Here is a 20,919-nt window from a genome sequence, read left to right on the forward strand (position 1 = left end):
GGTTCGCAACCATTTTCATTCTCTGTGGTGAAGCGCTGATTTTTGCGCTTCATGGATGGCTAATGGGAAGATTAGTTGAACTAGAAATGTTAAAATAAAGAAAAATCTTAAATTCAACATCTTCAGAAGTACCAAAAGCGAGAGATAATATCAGTGGTGTTTGGCTGACAATAGGAAAACAGGATGGGTTAATAGCACTTGGTATTAACAATGGGCAATTAACAGTCAATTACGTGCCTAACATTCAGTTAATTTTCAAGATATTGATTAGTATATTTAATGTAATATCCAAGGAGTGATGAAGGAAAAATGAACGAATCCTATTTTTATTTAAAACTAGAAACACATCAATTAGATATGTCTTATAAAAATGAAAAACGTCGCGTGCGTGTTTTATTGCCGAAAAATTATGATAAAGATGAGGCTGAAAATTATCCAGTGGTCTATATGCATGATGGACAAAATGTTTTCTACAGTAGTGAATCTTATAGCGGGTATTCATGGAAAGTTTTTCCGGCAATTAAACAAAATCCTGATTTACCTAGGATGATTGTTGTTGGGATAGATAACGCTGGACAAGATCGAATTAATGAATATACGCCTTGGAGAATTACTGAAAGCCCACTTCCTGAAGATATTGAACTAGGCGGAAGAGGCGCGGAGTTTGCTGAGTTTGTAATGACAGTTGTGAAGCCGTTTATCGATAAGCATTACAGAACTAAATCGGATAAATATCATACAGCGATGATTGGCAGTTCACTTGGAGGAAATATTTCCGCTTTTATGGGTAGTGAATATAAAGATCAAATTGGTGGTTTAGGTATTTTTTCTTTAGCCAATTGGATTACAAGTAAGGCCTTTGACAGTTATATTGCAAGAAAAGAGTTGGATCCTGAACAACGCGTGTACATTCAAGTTGGGACTCAGGAAGGCGATGATGCCGATCGACAATTGTTGTATGGCAATATGAAGCAGGTATATATCGATGGCTCGCTTAAGTATTATAAACAACTAATAAAAGGATCTGTTCCAATTGATAGCATTCATTTAAATATATTTGCGGATGAAGAACATAATGAAAAAGCTTGGGCAAAACACTTACCAGAATGTTTACGTTTCTTAAGTGAGAAGTGGTCTTGAATAAACTGAATAATTATATTTGATTGAATTTGAGTGTGGAAGGAATCTCCCACTCTTTTTTTTGAATATTTTCGAATTTAAATTGATTTGAAATTTAAATGATTGTATCATTTGTAAAAACTATGATTCTTTGATTCTGAGAAAGGAGCCTTTTTTATGAATTATATTTTGATATCGCCATATTATCCAGGTAATTTTCAGGCATTTGCTCATCGTTTAAAAGAAGCAGGTGTCAATGTTTTAGGAATTGGCGAAGAGCCATATAACCAATTAGGTTCCGAATTACTTAACTCCTTAACCGAATATTATCGTGTGAATAATTTAGAAGATGTAGATGAAGTGAAACGTGCTGTTGCTTTTTTATTTTATAAACATGGTCCAATTGACCGCATTGAATCCAATAACGAGCACTGGCTGGAACTTGATGCTCAGTTGCGTGAGCAATTTAACGTGTACGGCAATAAAACGGATGACTTGAAAAAAGTTAAGTATAAATCTGAAATGAAAAAGCTGTTTAAAAAAGCAGATGTGCCCGTTGTAGAAGGAAGAATCGTTAAAACTAAAAAGGAGTTATCTAAAGCCATTGATGAATTAGGACTGCCAGTTATCGCTAAACCGGATAATGGAGTGGGATCAGCTGCAACCTTTAAATTAGATTCAGAAGAGGCTGTACGTCTTTTTGAAGAAGAATGGGGAGAAGCACAAGTGTACTTCTTAGAACCATTTGTCGAAGGAGGCGTGCTTTGTACATTTGATGGTTTAGTGGATCAGAAAGGGAACATTGTTTTCCAAACAAGCTTTATATATAATGTGCCAACTCTGGAACTCGTTAAAGGTCAGTTGGATATGGCTTATGTGATTCAAAAAGAAATTGATCCTAAGCTCGAAACGTATGGAAAGGCGATCGTGAGAGCTTTTGGCATGAAAGAACGCTTTTTCCATATTGAGTTTTTTAAATTGGAAAATGGGGATTATGTTGCACTTGAATACAATAATCGCTTGGCTGGCGGCTATACGATTGAAATGTACAATTTCGCTTACTCCATTGATTTATTTGTTCAGTATGCTTCTCTTATGACAGGAGGCGAATTTAAGGAGCCCGATGCAGAAAACCAGTTTTGTGTCGGTGTAACACAGCGTGATGCGTATGAGTATAAACATGATAAGTATGCCATTTATGAGCGATTTGGCGATCGTGTGAAGTTTGCACAGCGCATTCCAGATGCGTTTGCGGAACTCCAAGGAAATCAATTTTATGCGATTAATGCAGATTCGCAGGAAGAAGTCGAGGACATTATCCGTTTTGTACATGAACGAAAAAATTAGGGATAGGAGATTTTTCTATGCATATAGAACATTTAAGCCATTGGAGTGGCGAATTAGGATGTGAAATGCTGTTGAACAGATATGGACACAGTGGCATGCCAATCGTAGTTTTTCCTTCATCTGGGGGGACGCATACGGAATACTATGATTTTGGAATGATTGATGTGTGTCATGATTTCATTGAATCCGGAAAAGTTCAGTTTTTTACATTGGCTAGTATAGATAGCGAAAGTTGGCTGCACGACTCTAAACCGGCACATGACCGTGCATTAGCTCATGAAGCATATGACCGTTATGTGATTTCAGAAGCTATTCCATTTATTAAACATAAAACAGGTTGGTTTGATCCAATGATGACAACGGGGTGTAGTATGGGGGCATACCATGCGTTGAACTTTTTCTTGAGACATCCCGATGTCTTCCAAACAACCGTTGCACTTAGCGGTGTTTACGATGTGCGTTTCTTTTTTGGGAACTATGGAAATGATCCGCTTGTATACGAAAATTCACCGAGTGATTACATATGGAATCAAAATGACGGCTGGTTTATTGATCGATATCGTTCAGCAAAAATCATTATTTGTACCGGGCTGGGTGATTGGGAACAGGATGGGCTGCATTCATACTTTACATTAAAAGAAGCCTTTGAAGAAAAACAAATTCCAGCATGGTTTGATGAGTGGGGTGAAGATGTTTCGCATGATTGGATTTGGTGGCGGCGCCAAATGCCGTATTATTTAGGGAAATTACTTTATTAAAATGTCAAACAAACATCAGTACAGTTGAGTCGCTGGTACTTTTTAGTCAATTGCATGGTTTAACGCTTTCGAGAGAACAGGAGAAGTTGTCACGAAGGATGTACCGAAGAATACGGTTGTTGCAGGCGTGTTGCAAAACTGTAATTAACTGATTACTTCAGTCTATTATTAACTGGGCTGATGCCTCCAATCGGGTATTTTAATGTAAGGTTAGTTCTTGATGGTGTTCAAAAGATATCGAGCCATCATAACTTAGGGAGAACAAAACTGTTTGTGCTGCATGTGGTGCCATGCTTGGTGCCCAAATTTTTAAAATTACAAATCACAAGAAAACACTAGAGAGCAAGAAACCCAGATTTATCAGTACTTTTGAGTACAAAAAGATACCAGAAAAACAGATGCCAGCAAACTTCAAAACCGCTTGTGACCTGCGTGCCAGGTCAGGTGGGTTCGATTCCCACGCAGTCCCGCCAAATGTTAATATAATCGCATTTTAAACCGTACTGTGATTTATTCACTCGTGCGGTTTTTTGGTTTTTTCGGTTTTTGGTTTTTTTTGGTAGACCAAGGGAGACCGATGCCCGAGACCGTTGTTGACCGTTCCGTAGACCGCACGCATCCACGTCGGATTCATAGATTTTAGACCGATGAAAGGGAGTGCAATGTGAATTATGGTAGAAAAACAAAAGAAAGTAAGAAAATACAATGTTGGGAAGGCATCGAGCCGAACAATGAGCACATCAAGTCTTGATACTGATCTTTACACATCTAAGCGTCCAAATTTCACACGGAAGAACTTAAGCTAAAAATCAATTAAGTAGTAAAAAAAACGATTTCTTATTTTTCGGAATCTTAGAGAAAAAATTCAAAAGCTGGATTTAGAAGAATTATTTGAAATTGGGTTTTAATTTTGAGTCCATCTTTATTTTAAAATAGTAACTCATTTCGATGATTGGAATATCATCATTAATATTTACAGAAAATAAAGGATGTTTTGGATTGATATAGAATAAATTTATTTACAGAATGGAATTGAAAAAGAAAATGCCGTTGGAGGATGATTCTTGTATTTAAACAGAAAACAAACATTTTACTAAAGGGGGACCAGTATGTTATTGAACAAGTCAATTCGGGAAATCATCAACGGGTATAAGGTTAAAGAATTTTCTCCTGTGGAGATTTTCGAAGAATATGTAAAACAAACAAAAACTCTTAACCCAAAACTAAATGCATTTATTACGATTAATGAAGAAAAGGGTTTCCAGCAAGCGGTTAGGTCTGAAAAGAAAATATTGGCAGGTGAGGATATAGGTGTTCTTGAGGGGATTCCTATCTCATACAAGGATAGTATTGACACAAAAGGAATATTAACAACTAGCGGCTCTCCTATTCATAAAAATCGAATTCCAGAAAGCAATGCACATGTTGTCAAGATGCTGCAAACAGAAGGTGCCGTAAACATTGGAAAAACCAATATGTATGAATTTGGATTTGGTATTACCTCAAAAAATCCCTTTTTCGGCGATATTAAAAATCCTTGGAATGCTAGTGTTACAGCTGGTGGTTCCAGTGGTGGTTCAGCGGTTGCCGTTGCAGCTAATCTTTGCATGGGGTCCATCGGAACGGATACAGCAGGATCCATTCGAGTCCCTTCCTCGTGCTGCGGTGTTGTTGGACTAAAACCAACACATGATCTAATTAATATGAACGGCATTCCTTTATCTAATACACTTGATCATGCTGGTCCAATTGCTCGAAATGTTGAGGATTTAGCTATTATGATGGAGGCGATTACGAAGAAACCCTTCGAAAAAAATTGTATTCGTGACATAAGAGGAATGAGAATTGGGGTGCCTAGGCAGTACTTTAATGAATGGATGGATATTAATGTTACAAAATTTTACAATGAAGCTTTAAGAACATTAGAGAACTTAGGAGCTATTCTCATAGAAATTGATATACCTTATGTTGAAGACCCTCGAGATGTAGCTCATGTTATTGCTACTTCAGAGGTTGGGTATGTCCATAGTGATTTAATCAAGTCATCGTTATGTCAATATAGTGAAGGAGCTAAAAAAACATTTGATAAGAGTAAATCGATTTCTGCCCATGCTTACATTGAAAGTTTAAACAAACGTGTGCAAATGACGAGAGAAATAACGAGTCTTTTTGAGTTTGTAGATATTCTTGTTACCCCAACAATACCTGTACTTCCGACGGACATAGGTCTAGATGAGTTAATGTTGGGTGGTGAGATGGAATCTGTTGATGAATGCTTAATCCGGTTCACCTGTTTATTTAATATCACGGGTCATCCTGCGCTGTCCATTCCTTGTGGCTTATTTAAAAATGAATCCATTCCAATTGGTCTGCAATTAATAGCAAACCAATACAGAGAGGATCTGTTAATAAAGACTGCGTATTCATATGAACAAGCTTCCTTATTGGAATTCTATAAAAAAAGAGAAGAAATTGTGAGAAGTTAAGACGAAAAAGGATTAACAAAATTATTATGTAATTGATATTGAAAAAAGAAAGTAAAATATTTAAATTTTTTTGAATATTCAGTATTGACATAGGTAGTTTTCAAGTTTAATATGGTGCCTATAAGGAATGCGTATTCAATGCTAGCTAGCAGCTTATTTTGTTTGGTGAAAGAAAGCTAAATATGTTTGAAGAGATGTTATTCTTGTAAATGCAGCTTCAATGCATGTATGCAGAAAACTAATTGTGATTGAATGCGGATTCAAATAAAAATTTGTTCTTGATTGAATGCGGATTCAAGCGATTTCTTATAATCAATTCAATGAATGCGTATTCAATTATCTTTAGCAAGGGTATCAATTTATAAAAATTCAACTAAATACACTTTAAAACCACCATCACCACAGATACTACACGACCTTCCTTCAAATTACACAAATTATTACTTCCAGTTTACCCATCAAGTATGTATTAGACAAAAATCCAGTAATGTAACCATTTTTAAAATTCAGTCGTTTTTTGTATGTCTGGTCAAATGATGAGCAACTCTTTAGATGCTCTAAGTAAAGCTAAAACAGTAAGCAAAATATGTTTTAATCTTCACAAAAGTAAATTTTTAGTATTTAAGGAAATACTTACCTAAACATCATTAATCTAAAAAGAAAAGAAAGGAACATGCAAATGAGTATAAGAAATGGATTTCGTTTTATCACCGTTTTCATTCTGATTGTAACCATTTTGATTGCTGGCTGTAGTAATTCAAATTCAACTAGCGGAGAAAAAGAATCTAGTGAAGATTCCCTGAAGGGGAAGACGGTAAAAGTGTTGCTTTCAGCTGGCGGTGTTGGACAATTTAACGCCTGGAAAGAAAGATCCAAGGATTTTACTGAAAAAACAGGCATCAAAGTAGAATTTATTGAAACCCCATATGAAAATCTATTGGAAGATATTACAACAGATGGAATTGCAAATGGCGGTGCCTATGATTTGGTAGTCCATCTTGATTCGATGGGTTCTTCCATATCACAGTTCCTGGAACCACTTGATGAGTATGTTAAAAGGGACAAAATTGACTTAGGCCGTTGGCCAGATGCAGCGATTGATTTATCTACATTTGATGGTAAGCTGCAGAGCTTGCCAGTAAGAGCTCACGTTCAAATGCTATTTTATCGTAAAGATGTCTTTGAAAAATTGAATCTTAAACCTCCTGCCACTTGGTCAGAATTAGAGGAAGTAAGTAAAAAAATTACTGAAAACACCGAGTTATCTGGTATCGTCCCATATTATGGTGCAGGGAATAATGGGCAAAACCTGTTTATGTGGACTGCCTATTTATGGAGTAATGGCGGAGACATCTTTGATAAAGAGATGAAACCAATATTTGCATCCAAAGAAGGCATAGAGGCAACGCAGCGCTATATCGATCTTCTTGTAAAAGACAAGGTGGCCCCGCCAGGTTCAGTCACCTTTGGAGAACAAGATTCCCGTACATTCTTTAAACAAGGCAAAGCAGCCATGTGGTTAGGCTGGTGGTGGGTTTTCTCTGAATTTAATAGTAGTGAGACAGCGGCGAAGGAAGTTGCTGGAAATGTAGGGTTTTCGCCTGTTCCAGGATGGGAAGGCAAAGAAAGTAAAGCAAACGTTTCCTCTTTCCCATTGGGTATGATGAAGGGATCCAAAAATAAGGATGCAGCTTGGGAAGTTCTTAAGTGGATTGCAGAACCTGAGGAAGAACTGGATATTGTTTTAAAGACTTTAAAGAATGAGGTTCCTGGTGAAGTTCAATCTACAGTAATCACCCAGACTGAAAACCTGCGAAATAAAGAACTTAATGATCTTAGTGATGGTTTTTATAATGTAGCAGCAGATAATTTTAATAATTCCCGTGCTCTACCAAAAATCAAGGAATGGCCTCAAGTAGCGGATATTTTAAGCTCTGCCATCTCGAAGATGGCAACAGGTGAACCAGTTGAGCCAAATCTTAAAAAAGCTGCAGAGCAGGTTGAAGAGCTTTTGGATAAAGCTGGGTACTATAAGTGAACTTTAAAATGATTATGGAATGACCTTATCATTAAAGAGGTTTACGGGGTGCTTCAACCTTCTAAACCTCTGAAGATAAGGAGAGTAATAAAATGGGTGTAAATGTCACAATCATGTTTCCTATAACCCTACTACTTAGGAGGGACTTTCATTGAAGAATAATGTTTTTAAATACATACTGCTAGCTCCAGCTCTCATTCTTATATTAGCGACGACCATCTATCCTCTGATGAGATCGTTTTGGATCAGTCTGCACAATTGGGACTTAAAGGTATCTGCTGAAATGGGGCCATTTATTGGTCTTGATAATTATGTTCGTGCCTTTTCGGATTCTCAATTTTGGCATAGCGTTTTCATTACGCTCATTTTTTCGGGATTAACGGTTCTGATAACCATTGCACTTGGAATTGGGGTTGCACTCCTGTTGAGTAAAGAAAAACGTTTCCTTTCCTATCTCCGCGCTATATTAATTATTCCTTTTGCGATGAGTGCAGCTTTAGTCGGATATTCATGGCGTTTTATGCTAAATTCCGATTATGGTTTGATTGATAAAATTATAGATTTTTTTATTCCGGCTCTTGCAGACACAGTTTGGCTAGGAACTCCCCAATCTGCTATGGCAGCACTTGTTTCGGTGGTCGTTTGGATTTGGCTTCCCTTTATGAGCCTGATGTTCATCAGCGGGTTAATGGGAATGCCGAGAGAAGTATTTGAAGCAGCTCAAGTGGATGGTGCATCCCGTTTTCGAACTCTCATACACATTATTTTGCCAATGTTAAGACCAATTATTTTAATTGCTGCCATTTTAATGACGATGTTTTCTCTAAAGGCATTTGACCCCGTTGTTACACTTACCAGTGGAGGACCTGGAAGTTCCACTGAAGTACTAAACTTCCTCATTTATAAAACTGGCTTCCGCTTCTTTGACATGGGATATGCTTCAGCACTTGGCTACATTTTAGCTATGATTACCATTGGATTCGTCATTATTTACATGAGAAGGCTTGTCAAAGGAGATGATTGGAATTAATGAGTAGTGTTTTGGATTTGAGCAAAAAAGAAGAGAAATCAGGACTCATGAGAGAAACATTATTAGTAAACAAAAAATCCAAAAAGTTTTCTTTTGCTTCTATTCTAGAAAGCATTGGTGTCATTCTGGTTATCATTTTTCTTTTTCTTCCAATTTTTTGGATTGGTTTAACAGCATTTAAGCCAGAACAAGAGGTTTATACAACCAGTGTTTTCTTTCAAGCTACTTTGGACAATTTTCGGACTGTTTTTAGTTCAACATTTAATTTAGGAAAATATTACTATAACAGTATCGTTGTCGCTGTAGTGACACTGCTTATCACTATGCCAGTAAGCATACTCGCATCCTACAGTCTCTCTCGATTCAAAATCCCTGGAAAACAAGTTATTATGTTTACTATTTTAGCAACACAATTTATTCCTTTGATCGTGAATGTCATTCCATACTTTATTATGTTTAGGAATTGGGGATTGCTGGACACAACTATTGTGCTTATTATTGTGAACTTGGGCCATACCATTCCATATGCTATTTGGCTTATCAAAGGCTTTATTGATAGAATTCCACGTGATATGGAAGAGGCAGCAACAATTGATGGAGCTAATCGATTTCAGGTCATATGGCATGTCCTATTGCCTTTAGCAAAACCGGGTATCATTACTGCTACAGTCTTTTGCTTTGTTATAACATGGAATGAATTTATGTTTGCCTTAATTTTAACAAATCAAAATGCAGTTACCTTACCCATTGCACTATCATTCTTTAATGGAGAAAAAGGAGTTTTATGGAATCAAATGGCTGCAGCAGGAATTATTTTTGTTTTACCAACGATTATTTTTATGCTGATTGTTAGAAAACAATTTATTTTAGGTATGACCTCAGGTGGAGTGAAATAAAAAAAGTTAGTTAATTTGAGGAAATTTTGAAAAAAGGATGGTTCAGCAAATGGAGAAGACTTTATCGAAAGAAGAAACTAGTGTGAATTATAAAAAAGAAATAAACAGTTTACCAAAGAGCCGGGGAAACCTAATCTTTTATGCGGATTCCAGTGAAGTGAATCCAATTGATTCCAAGGATGACTATGATTATATCAATATTAATAAAGGTGAACAGAAGAAACAAAGCATGAGGGGTTTTAATGAAAAGTATAACAATATTGTCGATTATATTGTTAAAATTACCCGTCAAATTTGGAAAGAGAAAGATATAGGTTTGATCTATGATACCTATAGTACTGGCGTCAGTATTCACAAAGGATTAATTAACAGCCACGGGATAAATGAGGTCATTTCCGGTACTCTGCAAACTTTGCATGCTTTTCCGGATCGAAAAGGATTAGGGTGGAGTGTCGTTTGGTCAGGCAATGATCAAGATGGCTTTTTCACCTCACACCGAGGTCGATCTGTAGCGACAAATACAGGCGATAGTTATTATGGTCCGGCAACTGGAAAGAAGATAATGTTTAGAACAACTGCGGACTGTCTGATTCACTCCAATAAGATATATGAAGAATGGTTAGTAATGGATACGTATCATCTCGTTCAACAGCTGGGCTTTGACCCGGTAGAGGTGGCCAAAAAGGTAGCAAAAGGTACTCAAAAGCTTGCCCCTGCATTAAATTTTGGCCTTCCAGAAACGGCAGAGACCGGACTTCCGCCAAAGCTTTTCATCCCGGCTTCAGATGAGTTTGAAATTGGGGATTTTATGCTGGAACTTTTTAACAAGGTGTGGGAGAGACGTTCTTTTAACTTTGTAAAGCAATTCTATGAAGAAAAAGCAGTCGTCCATTATGTTTGTAACAGAGACTTGGTCGGTGTTAACGAAATTCAAGGTATGTTTATTAGCTTATTTGCTTCTGTACCGAATGCAAAGTTAGTACTTGAACGAATTACTTGTAACAAAAGAGAGTCTGAACAAGATTGGGATGTTGCCGTTCGCTGGAGATTACAAGGGATCCATGAGGGAACAGGTTATTTTGGAGCACCTAGTGGAAAACCAATTGATATCTTTGGAATTAATCACTACAAAATTAGAAATGAAAAAATTGCAGAAGAATGGTTTTTATTTGATGGAATGGAAGTATTGCGCCAAATTTATTTGCCTGATACAGAAGAAAAGGAAACAATAGTAAGTGTTCAAACCGAAGATGGGAATTTCACCGGAGTTTCTTAAAGAGTAAAAATTGGGATAAAAAAACATAAGGGAGGTAGCAATTTGGAATACCTGAAACAAGCACAAACTTATGAACAGACACTCTCTAACGATGTGGAGCAAATAGTGAAAGAGATTATTTCCACGGTTAGATCCAAAGGTGATGCTGGTGTAAAAGAATATGAAAAACGTTTTAGTTTTTCGGACCGTCCACTAAGAGTAAGTGATGCGGAAATTGATAGATGTATGAATACACTCTCAAGTGAAGTAAAAGAATTGATTGACCGTGTGGTGGAACGAATTTCGGCATTTTCCAAGGCGCAGCTGGATTGTCTAATGCCACTTGAAAGAGAGTTCGGACCAGGGATCGAAATGGGACATCGTATCATTCCAATTGAAAAAGTGGGAGCCTATGTACCAGGCGGCCGGTTTCCACTTTTGTCCTCTGGGCCAATGGTTGTTGCCCCGGCAAAAGTTGCAGGTGCTAAAAAAATTGTAGCTTGCAGCCCGGCAAATTACGAAGGAGGCATCCATCCTGCCGTACTTTATGGTCTCGTGAAATCTGGTGCAACCGATATTTATACCATTGGCGGGGCGCAAGCTATTGCCGCCATGGCATATGGAACGGAATCAGTTCCTGAAGTGGATATCATAGCCGGCCCAGGAAATCGCTTTGTTGCAGAGGCTAAGCGCCAAGTTTTTGGGAAAGTTGGGATTGATCTTATTGCTGGACCAAGCGAGGTGATGGTTTTTGCAGATGATTCGGCTGATCCCAAAAAGTGTGCTGCCGACCTCTTGGCACAAGCAGAACATGACCCTTTTGCCAGAGCAATTTTCGTAACAACATCTCGAAATTTAGCAAAACAAACATTAATAGAGATTGAACAATTACTTCATATGTTTTCACCTGCTTCCCCAGCACATGAGTCATGGTCAAATCTTGGAGAAGTAATCTACGCTGAGTCTTTACAAGAAGGGATCGACATTTGTAATGATTATGCGATTGAGCATCTTCATTTGCATATTAAAGATAGCAAACTTCTAATGGATCGTCTTCATAATTATGGGTCTCTTTTCATTGATGCAGACAGCTCGGTCGTATTTTCAGATAAGGTTTCAGGAACAAATCACACATTGCCAACGAATAAAGCAGCACGTTATACAGGAGGACTGTGGGTCGGCAGCTTTGTCAAGGTAATTACTCATCAACAGATTACCGGGGAAGGTGTTCAATACTTAGCATCTCATGCAGCCAAACAGTCTGATATTGAGGGGCTTGAGGGCCACCGTCTATCGGCTGCCATTCGTTTAACCGATCATGAATTATCCACTGCGAAGTGAAAATTTGTAACTACTATATAACTTCACAACGTTTTACATCAAGTCAAGAAGTGAATGCTGATTCAAAAGGGGTCATGATTTATTGTGAGGGTTGAAATGAAACATAGTATAAATGCTTATGATGTGGCGAGAAAAGCAGGAGTGTCCCAATCAACAGTTTCGCGGGTATTAAATAATTATCCGCATATAAAGGAAGAAACGAAAAAGAAGGTCTTATCTGCGATTAAGGAGTTAAATTTTACTCGTGATGAGATTGCAAGAAGCTTAGCGGAGAAAAAAACAAGAACAATCGGCTTAATCATTGGCGATATCACCAATCCATTTTATGCTGAGTCCTCCAATATAATTATGAAAAGAGCTAATGACCAAAATTATGATGTCATTATCAGTTATACCGATTACCAAAATGATAATTTGGATCAAGCCATCCAAACCCTGATTGGAAAAAGGGTAGATGGGATTATCATCGGTTCTATAAATCGGTCTAATAAAAAAATTAAAGAACTTTACGATTCAGGTTTTCCTATTATTTTATATAATAGCCCGGTGGATGATTATGCTCATGCTAATTTTGTAGTGTTGAATAATGAAAAAGGTGCATATCTGGCGACAGAACATCTCATAAATTTGGGTCATCGAAGAATTGCATTTGTATCCGGGCCTGATCGATTTTTGAATCTTTATCATCGGCATTTAGGGTATGTAAACGCTTTGAAAAAATATGAAATACCATATAATGATAGCTTGGTTTATAAGGGAGAACTATCCTTTCAAGAGATACTAACCTTTGTCATTACCCTTCTTTTTACTCATAATAGGCCAACTGCAATTTTTGCTGGTTCCGATCAAATAGCCTTAGCCATAATGGATACTGCAGCTAAGCAAGGCCTCAAAATGCCTGAAGATCTTTCTATCATCGGATATGATAATATCAATTTTTCAGCCAACCATCTAATCAGCCTAACAACTGTCTCTCAAAATATTGTTACCATGGCTTCTCTAGCCTTGGAAAATTTACTCCTATTAATTGAGGGAAAAGAAATGATAGAAAAGTCCATTCAAATAGAACTGGCGCCTGAACTCATTATTCGAAAAACGACAGGCCCTGTTTCCAAATAAACAAAAAAACATTAATAAGGAGAAATACGGATGAGTGAAAAAAAAATAACAAAAGATGAGATGTTAAAGAGAGTCGTTAGATTTAAAGAATTAAAAGAAACCATGGGCGTTCCGTTTATGTATATTGATAGTATTTTGGATCGCCATTATCGAGTAAATTATTCAGTAATTGGTGCCACTGCCAGTGAAAATCTTGATTATAAACCCTTTTTAACCCAGCCTCATAAATTTCAAATTGGGATTGTAAAAGCTCCACAATTCTGTGGTCCTGCGTATCATACTCATGACTATATCGAATCATTTATGCCTCTTACAGGCAAATGGCGCTTCTATTTCGGCAATAGTCCAGATGAAATTGATGGAGAATCCATCATCGAACCAGGGGATTATATCAGTTTACCTGCAGGGCTTTGGCGGGGATTTGAAAATCTCACTGAAAAGGAAGGATGGATTTTCGCTGTTACGGAAGACCATCCAGTATTTGAAGCGAAAGATCCTTATTGGCCACGATCTATTATTGAAGAGGCTAAAAAGTTTGGTATTGAATCAGATGAAAAAGGTCGTCTTATCAAGCCTGAGAATTTTGAGGAAATGGAAAGAGATCTGTATAAAAAAGTTATCGAAATGATGGCATAGACTTAAGAGGAAGAGGGAGAAAAGATGGAAATTTTATTACCGACAAAAGGTTATCCAAAAAGAAGTATAGAAGAAATGGAAAGTAATTGGATTGTTCGTCAAAAACAGTTGACATCACAGAATGGCCAGCCAGTACGGTCTTTTACTTTAATTGGTGATACAACGGGCCAGTTTCCTGGTGCAGAAGGTTTCATAACAGATCCGCATGATTTTCAACTTTCAAAGTATTGCTTAGCCGCGAACGCGAAGACAGATTTCCAAAAACATGATTATGTGACTGCTTTATTTTCAATTTCAGGCAAATGGCGCGTTTATTGGGGAAATGAATTTAATGAGATTGATGGGGAATTAGAGCTTGATCAATGGGATTTGATTTCCATTCCAGAAGGCGTCTGGTATGGTTATGAAAACATAGACTGCAAAGAAGGCTGGATGTTCAAAATAAAAGAGAACCATGAAATTGAACCGAAATGAGTAAGGAAAAGGTAGTGCTCATTCCCGGTACTCTCTGTGATGAAAGACTCTGGCAGCATCAAATAGAGACTTTAAAAAATATTGCACATGTTACAGTTGCTGACATTTCTCAATCTGACTCCATTAAAGAAATGGCATCCGCAATATTAGAGGAAGTACAAGGGGAATTTTCGTTAGCAGGGCTTTCTATGGGAGGGATGGTCTCTTTAGAGATCACGCGGCAAGCTGGAAAACGAATAAGACGTTTGGCACTTCTAGATACGAATCCATATCCTCCTACTGAAGAACAAAAGCAAACATTTCAAAAGTACATCGATTTATGTAAGGCTGGGTTCTTCGAAGACATTACTCCAACATACTTACTTCCAAATCTAATACATCCAAGTAAACTAAAAGACAATCATATTAGGAAATTAATAATAGACATGGCCTTAAACATAGGACCAGAATCATATATTCGACAACTTACAGCACTAATGAACAGATCGGGAAGTCTGGATATACTTGCTGGTATTTCTTGTCCTACCCTTGTTTTAACCGGTAGGGATGATCGATTGTGTTCGCTTACTTTACATGAAAAAATGGCAGAGCGAATTCCAAAATCGAAGCTGGTTGTGATTGAAGAGTGTGGCCATTTAAGCACTATAGAAAAGGGAGAATGTGTTACGAGTTATCTCTTGGAATGGCTTCAAAAGTGATAATGAATCGTCGTCTTTCATTACAGTTTTTATTTTCCAGTATAGAAATCTTCTTGTGAATATAGGATATCACGATCTTTCACAGGAAGATTTCGTCGTTTACTCCCATTAAACAAGGACATATATTTGGAGAGGAATTGGAGAGATGAGAATCAATAAAGTGAAACAACGCCTGAAAAAAGGGGAGCGGACTTTAGGGATATTTCTTAATATCTTTTCGCCAGCTTTAGTTGAAATGATTGGATTAGCGGGGTTCGATTTTGTGGTGATTGATAATGAGCATGGGGGATTTTCTGATTCAGAGATCGAGCATTTAATACGCGCTGCAGATTGCGTTGACATAATTCCCATTGTCAGAATTTCCTATGATCCGTCATGTATTCAAAAAACATTGGATCGTGGAGCTGGGGGGATTCAGATCCCAATGGTTAAAACTAAAAAACAAGCGGAGGAAATTGTGAGAAAAGCAAAATACCCGCCTGTTGGAGAAAGAGGAACGACCTATTCGATTCGAACCGCCAATTATGGCAGATTAGGCGGAGAAGATTTCCTTGATCATGAAAATGAAAACTTACTCATTATTGTCCAAATAGAGACACCTGAAGCGGTGGAAAATTTCGATGAGATTATGAGTGTTCCCGGGATTGATGTTGCGTTTATTGGACCGCTCGATTTGGCAGTAAGCTCAGGATTTAGGAAGGAAGGGCCTAAGCACCCAGAGATTCAAAAAGTAATCACGAATTTGCATGATAGAGCACTGAATAACAATTTAGTCATTGGGACTATTGCTCCTACTATCAATGAAATAGAGGCAGTGTATGCCCAAGGAACACAATTTGTTGTCGCTGTATTTAATTCTCTTCTTAATCAAACTTTAAATGAATATGTAGATGTCTGGGGCAGACATAGAAACTAAATGGTAAAGTAACAGTTGTTTGTTCAATGCATTATAACAGAAATCATAATTAGGTTTCGAGAGAATTTTGGGAAAAACCAATAAGTAGATCGAGAGGATTGTTTAAATCGAAAAAAGTTGTTTGATTTTCATAGGAGGGTATGATGATGGCACAATTTTTAAAGGTTGGAAAAACGAGGGAAGAACTTGCTCATTCAGAGGAGCTTGTATACCAAACAGTGAAAACGATGATAGAAGAGGTAAAGCAAAATGGCGATACAGCTGTAAGGGAGTTTTCGAAGCGTTTAGACAAATGGTCACCAGAAAGCTTTAAACTGACTCATGAACAAGTAGAGGAAATTATGACGTCTGTACCAACAGAGACCATAAATGATATTAAATTTGCACAGGCTCAAGTAAGAAGATTTGCGGAGGAACAAAAATCTACGATTAGAGATATTGAAGTTGAAACATTACCAGGAATAACACTAGGTCATAAAAATATCCCAGTCGGCAGTGTCGGATGCTATATCCCTGGAGGAAGATATCCAATGGTTGCTTCGGCACATATGAGCGTTTTAACTGCAAAAGTGGCAGGAGTAAAACGAGTGATTGCGTGTACGCCGCCAATTAATGGAGAAATTCCGGCTGCAACGGTTGCTGCCATGTCTCTTGCAGGAGCAGATGAAATTTATATCCTTGGTGGAGTTCAGGCTTTAGCGGCAATGGCGATTGGTACAGAAACAATCGTACCAGTAGATATGATTGTCGGCCCTGGAAATGCCTATGTAGCTGAAGCAAAACGCCAGCTGTATGGAATTGTAGGCATTGATCTTCTTGCCGGACCAACTGAAATCTTGGTAATTGCTGATGACAAGGCAGACCCTGAAATGATAGCCTGTGATATCCTCGGTCAATCCGAGCATGGTCCAACATCCCCAGGAGCTTTAATCACCACCTCTGAAAGGATTGTAAGGGAAACATTAATTGAAATCGAACGGCAATTAAAAGTCCTGCCAACGGCAGATGTGGCACGGGTAGCTTGGGAAGAAAACGGAATAATTATTGTTGTCGACAGTTTAGAAGAAGCAGTGGAAGAAGCTGATAAATTAGCTTTTGAACATGTCGAAATACTAACGGAAAATCCCGACTATTTCTTAGAGAATCTGAAAAATTTCGGCGCCTTATTTTTGGGACCAGAAACGAATGTTGCATATGGAGATAAAGTGATTGGAACAAACCATACCCTCCCTACAAAGGGTGCTGCACGTTACACTGGTGGACTTTGGGTTGGAAAATTCATAAAGACTTGTACCTATCAGAAATGTACTCCGGAAGCCAGTGCATTTATTGGTGAATATGCCGCTCGATTATGCGAATTAGAAAACTTCATGGGCCATCGCGAACAAGCATTACTTCGTGTCAGACGATATGGCAATAAAACAGTGACAAGTTAATCTTATTTTTAATATTCAGGATTGGCGGTATATAAATGTCTTATTTTTCTGAATTAAAGGATCAAAAGGTAATTGTCACAGGTGGCAGTAAAGGAATTGGGAAGGATATTGCGATTTCTTTTGCTAAATTGGGCGCAAATGTTGTTATCACAGGAAGAAATCAGAACGCATTAGCGTCCACTAGCGAAGAACTAAAGAGGTATTGTCCTCATTGTTCCTATATTGTGGCTGATATTCAAAATGTGGAAGAGATATACAACATGGTAGATGATGCGATTCGTTCTTTAGGCGGGCTGGATGTTTTGGTGAATAATGCAGGTGTAAATATTCCTAAACCTGCAATTGAGGTAACGGAGGAAGATTGGGACACTGTTATCAATACAAACCTAAAAGGAACGTTCTTTACTTCTCAACGTGCAGGAAAATATATGATTGCTCAAAAGAAAGGAAAAGTCATTAATATTGTTTCACAAATGGCCTTTGTTGGTTATATTAAACGATCCGCGTACTGTTCAAGTAAAGGGGGTGCGGTACAACTTACCAAAGCATTAGCTATTGAGTGGGCTCCTTTTAACGTAAAAGTAAATGCCGTTGCACCAACCTTCATTGAAACTGAGTTTACTTCTAATATGTTTAATGATGAAGCATTTTATAAGGATGTCTTAAGTAGAATTCCTTTAGGTAAGCTTGCTCAACCCTCAGATGTGGCAGGAGCGGTACTGTACTTAGCTTCTAATATGGCAAACTTTGTCACGGGTGAAACAATAAAAGTCGATGGAGGGTGGACAGCAATCTAGTAAAACAGAGAACTTGGTTATATTTTACAAAGGATTTTTCAAAAAAAGTACCTTTTTGGAAAATCCTTTAAATGTTAAGGAAGGTGCCTGTCCCCCAAGTACGTATTCCAGTATTGCGATGAAAAAGGGTGTAACCCTGACGATTTAACAGACAAAGAGAAAGAGCAATTCCTTGTATATCCAAAGTAAGGTTTAAGACAAGTCCATAAGGGTCTTGTCTATTTCTATATAGCAGTTATCCACCGCTAGAAATTTTTTAGCTGTTCATTATCTTATGCTTCCATTTGAATAAACTATAAGTATTATTTGGGAAAACATTTTTTATCAGAGAACTAATGTCAAGGAGAGCGCCCCTATTGTGATTGTTCTTTTACCTACACCCGAAAATAGTTTATCCATATGTTTCTAAAAACAAAACCGAAGCTTCAACGTAACGGAATTTCGGTTTTTTGTTTTTACGTTCCAATAGGAAAGGTTAAAGAATTCAAATTTTTTAAATATAAGTTATTTCAATTTATCATTTAGAATGCTCTCCTCCAAGACAGCAAATTTATCTCCATACACTTTCGTAATATGTGTTTCGCCCCACGTACATAAAGAGTCTAAAATACCTTGTAAGCTCCAGCCGTATTCACTGAGTTCATATTCCACTTTTGGCGGAATTTGATGATGAACAATACGATTAATAACTCCATCATCTTCTAACTCGCGTAATTGTTGGGTTAGCATTTTTTGTGTAATATTTGGCATCAGACGTTTCAATTCACTTGTGCGCTTTTTACCGTGTGTTAGATGGCAAAGGATCACACACTTCCACTTTCCTCCGATTACTTCCAGTGTTGCTTCAACTGCAATATTGTATTTCTTTATCTGCATATTCTTCCTCCCAGTTAATAGGAACTAAAAGGTATCTATAGTACTTTTTAGTGCCTATGGTACTTAAAAGTACGTTCTTTTCTATTTGACCCATATATCTCATAATAACATTTGCCGGTTATTTTTCACCATACTCTTTTATTTATATAGTCTGCATGCAGCAAGTAAACCATACAACAAGACAATGATTAGGAGGAGCAAACATACCTATAGATAAAAAAAGAAGTACATTGGCACTACTGGCATTAGCAGTGAGTGCATTTGCAATTGGGACAACAGAATTTATCAGTGTAGGGTTATTACCACTTATAGCTCAAGATTTACACATTTCTGTTACCACAGCCGGGTTAACCGTTTCTTTATATGCCCTAGGGGTAACATTTGGAGCACCTATCCTAACGTCGCTGACATCCAGTATGTCTCGCAAATCTTTATTGCTTTGGATTATGATTATTTTCATTGTTGGCAACAGTATTGCGGCCAGTGCGACGAGTGTGGGAATTTTACTGGTTGCTCGTGTCCTTTCTGCGTTTTCGCACGGTGTATTTATGTCAATCGGCTCTACTATCGCCGCTAATTTAGTACCAGAAAATCGTAGAGCTAGTGCGATTTCCATTATGTTTACAGGACTCACCGTGGCAACCGTTACTGGTGTGCCTTTTGGTACTTTTATTGGGCAACAATTTGGCTGGAGATTTGCCTTTATCGCTATTATTATCGTCGGAATTATTGCTTTCATTGCCAACAGTATCCTTGTACCATCTGATTTGCCAAAGGGTACCCGCACAACATTCCGCGATCAGTTCAAACTGGTTACAAATGGTCGTTTATTACTTTTATTTATGATTACTGCCTTAGGGTATGGAGGTACCTTCGTTGTCTTCACTTATTTGTCTCCATTACTTCAGGATGTAACAGGGTTTAAAGCAGAAACTGTTGCTGCCATTTTACTTGTCTATGGTATGGCAATTGCAATCGGTAACGTATTTGGAGGCAAGGTAGCTAACCGCAATCCGATTGTTGCATTATTCTATATGTTTATTATGCAAGCAATTGTGCTTTTTATCTTAACATTCACGGCTCCATTTAAAGTAGCTGGATTCATTACGATCATTTTAATGGGGTTACTAGCTTTTATGAACGTGCCCGGGCTGCAAGTATATGTCGTGATGCTAGCTGAGCGTTTTGTACCGGGCGCAGTGGATGTGGCTTCTGCAATCAATATTGCAGCATTTAACGCCGGAATCGCGATTGGCTCATACTTGGGTGGAGTCATCACAGATTCTATTGGACTCATTCACACGGCTTGGATAGGAGCATTAATGGTTTTAGGAGCCGTGGTGTTAACCGGTTGGAGCCGAGCTCTAGAGAAAAGAGATCAACAAAGTGTAATGAAGAAAGAATTAAAGTGTATTTAATTCTAGAAATTACCTATACGGGTACAGTTCTAATCAAATTTCAGTTCAAAACATTTAGGAGGTCAATTATGATCGCAAAAATCTACAAAAGCACACCGAATTATTGAAAATGCAACGGTATTTGATTTTGAATTAACGGAAGAAGATATGAAGCGAATTTATGCATTAAATCAGAATTTTCGAGTTGATCCAGATCCGGACAACTTTGACTTTTAATAAGATGCAGAAGGATACAGACGCATTTCTTCGTTTATATCCTTTTTAGAAAAGGATCACCCT

The 20,919-nt window shown here is 37.7% G+C and carries 18 protein-coding genes and 1 pseudogene; 18 read left to right on the forward strand and 1 reads right to left on the reverse strand.

Translation table 11 applies throughout. The features are described from left to right. The first annotated feature begins 309 nt into the window (after positions 1–309). The 16 genes from CU633_RS02665 to CU633_RS02745 all read left to right on the forward strand — a co-directional run bounded on the left by CU633_RS02665 (position 310) and on the right by CU633_RS02745 (position 18,346). Complete coding sequence (locus CU633_RS02665; RefSeq protein WP_101658188.1) at positions 310–1,140, forward strand: alpha/beta hydrolase; 831 nt, start codon at positions 310–312, stop codon at positions 1,138–1,140. A 156-nt stretch (positions 1,141–1,296) separates the two neighbouring features. Further along, on the forward strand, positions 1,297–2,466 hold the full coding sequence (locus CU633_RS02670) for an ATP-grasp domain-containing protein (RefSeq protein WP_101658189.1): 1,170 nt from the start codon (positions 1,297–1,299) through the stop codon (positions 2,464–2,466). 17 nt (positions 2,467–2,483) lie between these two features. After that, complete coding sequence (locus CU633_RS02675; RefSeq protein ID WP_101658190.1) at positions 2,484–3,224, forward strand: esterase family protein; 741 nt, start codon at positions 2,484–2,486, stop codon at positions 3,222–3,224. Between the two features lie 1,109 nt (positions 3,225–4,333). Then, positions 4,334–5,710: an amidase gene (locus tag CU633_RS02685; RefSeq protein WP_101658192.1), complete on the forward strand. Its 1,377-nt coding sequence runs from the start codon at positions 4,334–4,336 to the stop codon at positions 5,708–5,710. Positions 5,711–6,389: 679 nt separating this feature from the next. Continuing rightward, the gene (locus CU633_RS02690; RefSeq protein WP_101658193.1) at positions 6,390–7,748 is read left to right on the forward strand and encodes an ABC transporter substrate-binding protein; all 1,359 of its coding nucleotides are present in this window, start codon (positions 6,390–6,392) and stop codon (positions 7,746–7,748) included. A 151-nt stretch (positions 7,749–7,899) separates the two neighbouring features. After that, positions 7,900–8,778 carry a carbohydrate ABC transporter permease gene (locus CU633_RS02695; RefSeq protein ID WP_101658194.1) on the forward strand — a complete coding sequence of 293 codons (879 nt, stop codon included), beginning with the start codon at positions 7,900–7,902 and terminating at the stop codon, positions 8,776–8,778. Then, on the forward strand, positions 8,778–9,674 hold the full coding sequence (locus CU633_RS02700; RefSeq protein ID WP_257958432.1) for a carbohydrate ABC transporter permease: 897 nt from the start codon (positions 8,778–8,780) through the stop codon (positions 9,672–9,674). The genes CU633_RS02695 and CU633_RS02700 overlap by 1 nt, the downstream gene beginning before the upstream one ends. 49 nt (positions 9,675–9,723) lie before the next feature. After that, a complete protein-coding gene (locus CU633_RS02705) occupies positions 9,724–10,950 on the forward strand; it encodes an ester cyclase (RefSeq protein ID WP_257958433.1) in 1,227 nt (408 codons plus the stop codon). A gap of 42 nt (positions 10,951–10,992) precedes the next feature. Next, positions 10,993–12,270: a histidinol dehydrogenase gene (gene hisD / locus CU633_RS02710; protein WP_101658196.1), complete on the forward strand. Its 1,278-nt coding sequence runs from the start codon at positions 10,993–10,995 to the stop codon at positions 12,268–12,270. Positions 12,271–12,366: 96 nt separating this feature from the next. Beyond that, a complete protein-coding gene (locus tag CU633_RS02715) occupies positions 12,367–13,389 on the forward strand; it encodes a LacI family DNA-binding transcriptional regulator (RefSeq protein WP_142383387.1) in 1,023 nt (340 codons plus the stop codon). 30 nt (positions 13,390–13,419) lie between these two features. Continuing rightward, positions 13,420–14,025 carry a hypothetical protein gene (locus CU633_RS02720; protein ID WP_101658198.1) on the forward strand — a complete coding sequence of 202 codons (606 nt, stop codon included), beginning with the start codon at positions 13,420–13,422 and terminating at the stop codon, positions 14,023–14,025. Between the two features lie 24 nt (positions 14,026–14,049). Continuing rightward, a complete protein-coding gene (locus CU633_RS02725) occupies positions 14,050–14,499 on the forward strand; it encodes a hypothetical protein (protein ID WP_101658199.1) in 450 nt (149 codons plus the stop codon). After that, positions 14,496–15,197 (forward strand): alpha/beta fold hydrolase, encoded by a 702-nt coding sequence (locus CU633_RS02730; protein ID WP_101658200.1) that lies wholly within the window; start codon positions 14,496–14,498, stop codon positions 15,195–15,197. Before CU633_RS02725 ends, CU633_RS02730 begins: the two co-directional genes overlap by 4 nt. Positions 15,198–15,342: 145 nt before the next feature. Beyond that, positions 15,343–16,113, forward strand: a complete 771-nt coding sequence (locus CU633_RS02735; RefSeq protein ID WP_101658201.1) for an HpcH/HpaI aldolase family protein — start codon at positions 15,343–15,345, stop codon at positions 16,111–16,113. A 146-nt stretch (positions 16,114–16,259) separates the two neighbouring features. Further along, positions 16,260–17,549, forward strand: a complete 1,290-nt coding sequence (gene hisD / locus CU633_RS02740) for a histidinol dehydrogenase (protein WP_101658202.1) — start codon at positions 16,260–16,262, stop codon at positions 17,547–17,549. A 35-nt stretch (positions 17,550–17,584) separates the two neighbouring features. Then, entirely contained in the window at positions 17,585–18,346 is a 762-nt protein-coding gene (locus CU633_RS02745; protein ID WP_101658203.1) for an SDR family NAD(P)-dependent oxidoreductase, read from the forward strand. Positions 18,347–18,850: 504 nt separating this feature from the next. Here CU633_RS02745 and CU633_RS02750 read toward each other — a convergent pair. Continuing rightward, positions 18,851–19,222 (reverse strand): winged helix-turn-helix transcriptional regulator, encoded by a 372-nt coding sequence (locus CU633_RS02750; RefSeq protein WP_101658204.1) that lies wholly within the window; start codon positions 19,220–19,222, stop codon positions 18,851–18,853. Between the two features lie 203 nt (positions 19,223–19,425). On the opposite strand from CU633_RS02750, the gene CU633_RS02755 reads away from it, so the two are divergent. Both CU633_RS02755 and CU633_RS23200 read left to right on the forward strand, forming a co-directional pair. After that, positions 19,426–20,640 carry an MFS transporter gene (locus CU633_RS02755; RefSeq protein WP_101658205.1) on the forward strand — a complete coding sequence of 405 codons (1,215 nt, stop codon included), beginning with the start codon at positions 19,426–19,428 and terminating at the stop codon, positions 20,638–20,640. 78 nt (positions 20,641–20,718) lie between these two features. Then, a pseudogene (locus CU633_RS23200) lies at positions 20,719–20,856 on the forward strand (hypothetical protein); the annotation flags it as partial. Positions 20,857–20,919: the final 63 nt, after the last annotated feature.

The organism is Bacillus sp. V3-13 (assembly GCF_002860165.1).
GTDB lineage: Bacteria > Bacillota > Bacilli > Bacillales > Cytobacillaceae > Bacillus_BJ.

What these genes read in the sequence shown, in the direction of transcription:
- CU633_RS02665 (WP_101658188.1), top strand. Translation starts at nt 310, where the DNA reads ATGAACGAATCCTATTTTTATTTAAAACTAGAAACACATCAATTAGAT.
- CU633_RS02670 (WP_101658189.1), top strand. Translation starts at nt 1,297, where the DNA reads ATGAATTATATTTTGATATCGCCATATTATCCAGGTAATTTTCAGGCA.
- CU633_RS02675 (WP_101658190.1), top strand. Translation starts at nt 2,484, where the DNA reads ATGCATATAGAACATTTAAGCCATTGGAGTGGCGAATTAGGATGTGAA.
- CU633_RS02685 (WP_101658192.1), top strand. Translation starts at nt 4,334, where the DNA reads ATGTTATTGAACAAGTCAATTCGGGAAATCATCAACGGGTATAAGGTT.
- CU633_RS02690 (WP_101658193.1), top strand. Translation starts at nt 6,390, where the DNA reads ATGAGTATAAGAAATGGATTTCGTTTTATCACCGTTTTCATTCTGATT.
- CU633_RS02700 (WP_257958432.1), top strand. Translation starts at nt 8,778, where the DNA reads ATGAGTAGTGTTTTGGATTTGAGCAAAAAAGAAGAGAAATCAGGACTC.
- CU633_RS02705 (WP_257958433.1), top strand. Translation starts at nt 9,724, where the DNA reads ATGGAGAAGACTTTATCGAAAGAAGAAACTAGTGTGAATTATAAAAAA.
- CU633_RS02715 (WP_142383387.1), top strand. Translation starts at nt 12,367, where the DNA reads ATGAAACATAGTATAAATGCTTATGATGTGGCGAGAAAAGCAGGAGTG.
- CU633_RS02720 (WP_101658198.1), top strand. Translation starts at nt 13,420, where the DNA reads ATGAGTGAAAAAAAAATAACAAAAGATGAGATGTTAAAGAGAGTCGTT.
- CU633_RS02725 (WP_101658199.1), top strand. Translation starts at nt 14,050, where the DNA reads ATGGAAATTTTATTACCGACAAAAGGTTATCCAAAAAGAAGTATAGAA.
- CU633_RS02730 (WP_101658200.1), top strand. Translation starts at nt 14,496, where the DNA reads ATGAGTAAGGAAAAGGTAGTGCTCATTCCCGGTACTCTCTGTGATGAA.
- CU633_RS02735 (WP_101658201.1), top strand. Translation starts at nt 15,343, where the DNA reads ATGAGAATCAATAAAGTGAAACAACGCCTGAAAAAAGGGGAGCGGACT.
- hisD (WP_101658202.1), top strand. Translation starts at nt 16,260, where the DNA reads ATGGCACAATTTTTAAAGGTTGGAAAAACGAGGGAAGAACTTGCTCAT.
- CU633_RS02745 (WP_101658203.1), top strand. Translation starts at nt 17,585, where the DNA reads ATGTCTTATTTTTCTGAATTAAAGGATCAAAAGGTAATTGTCACAGGT.
- CU633_RS02750 (WP_101658204.1), bottom strand. Translation starts at nt 19,222, where the DNA reads ATGCAGATAAAGAAATACAATATTGCAGTTGAAGCAACACTGGAAGTA.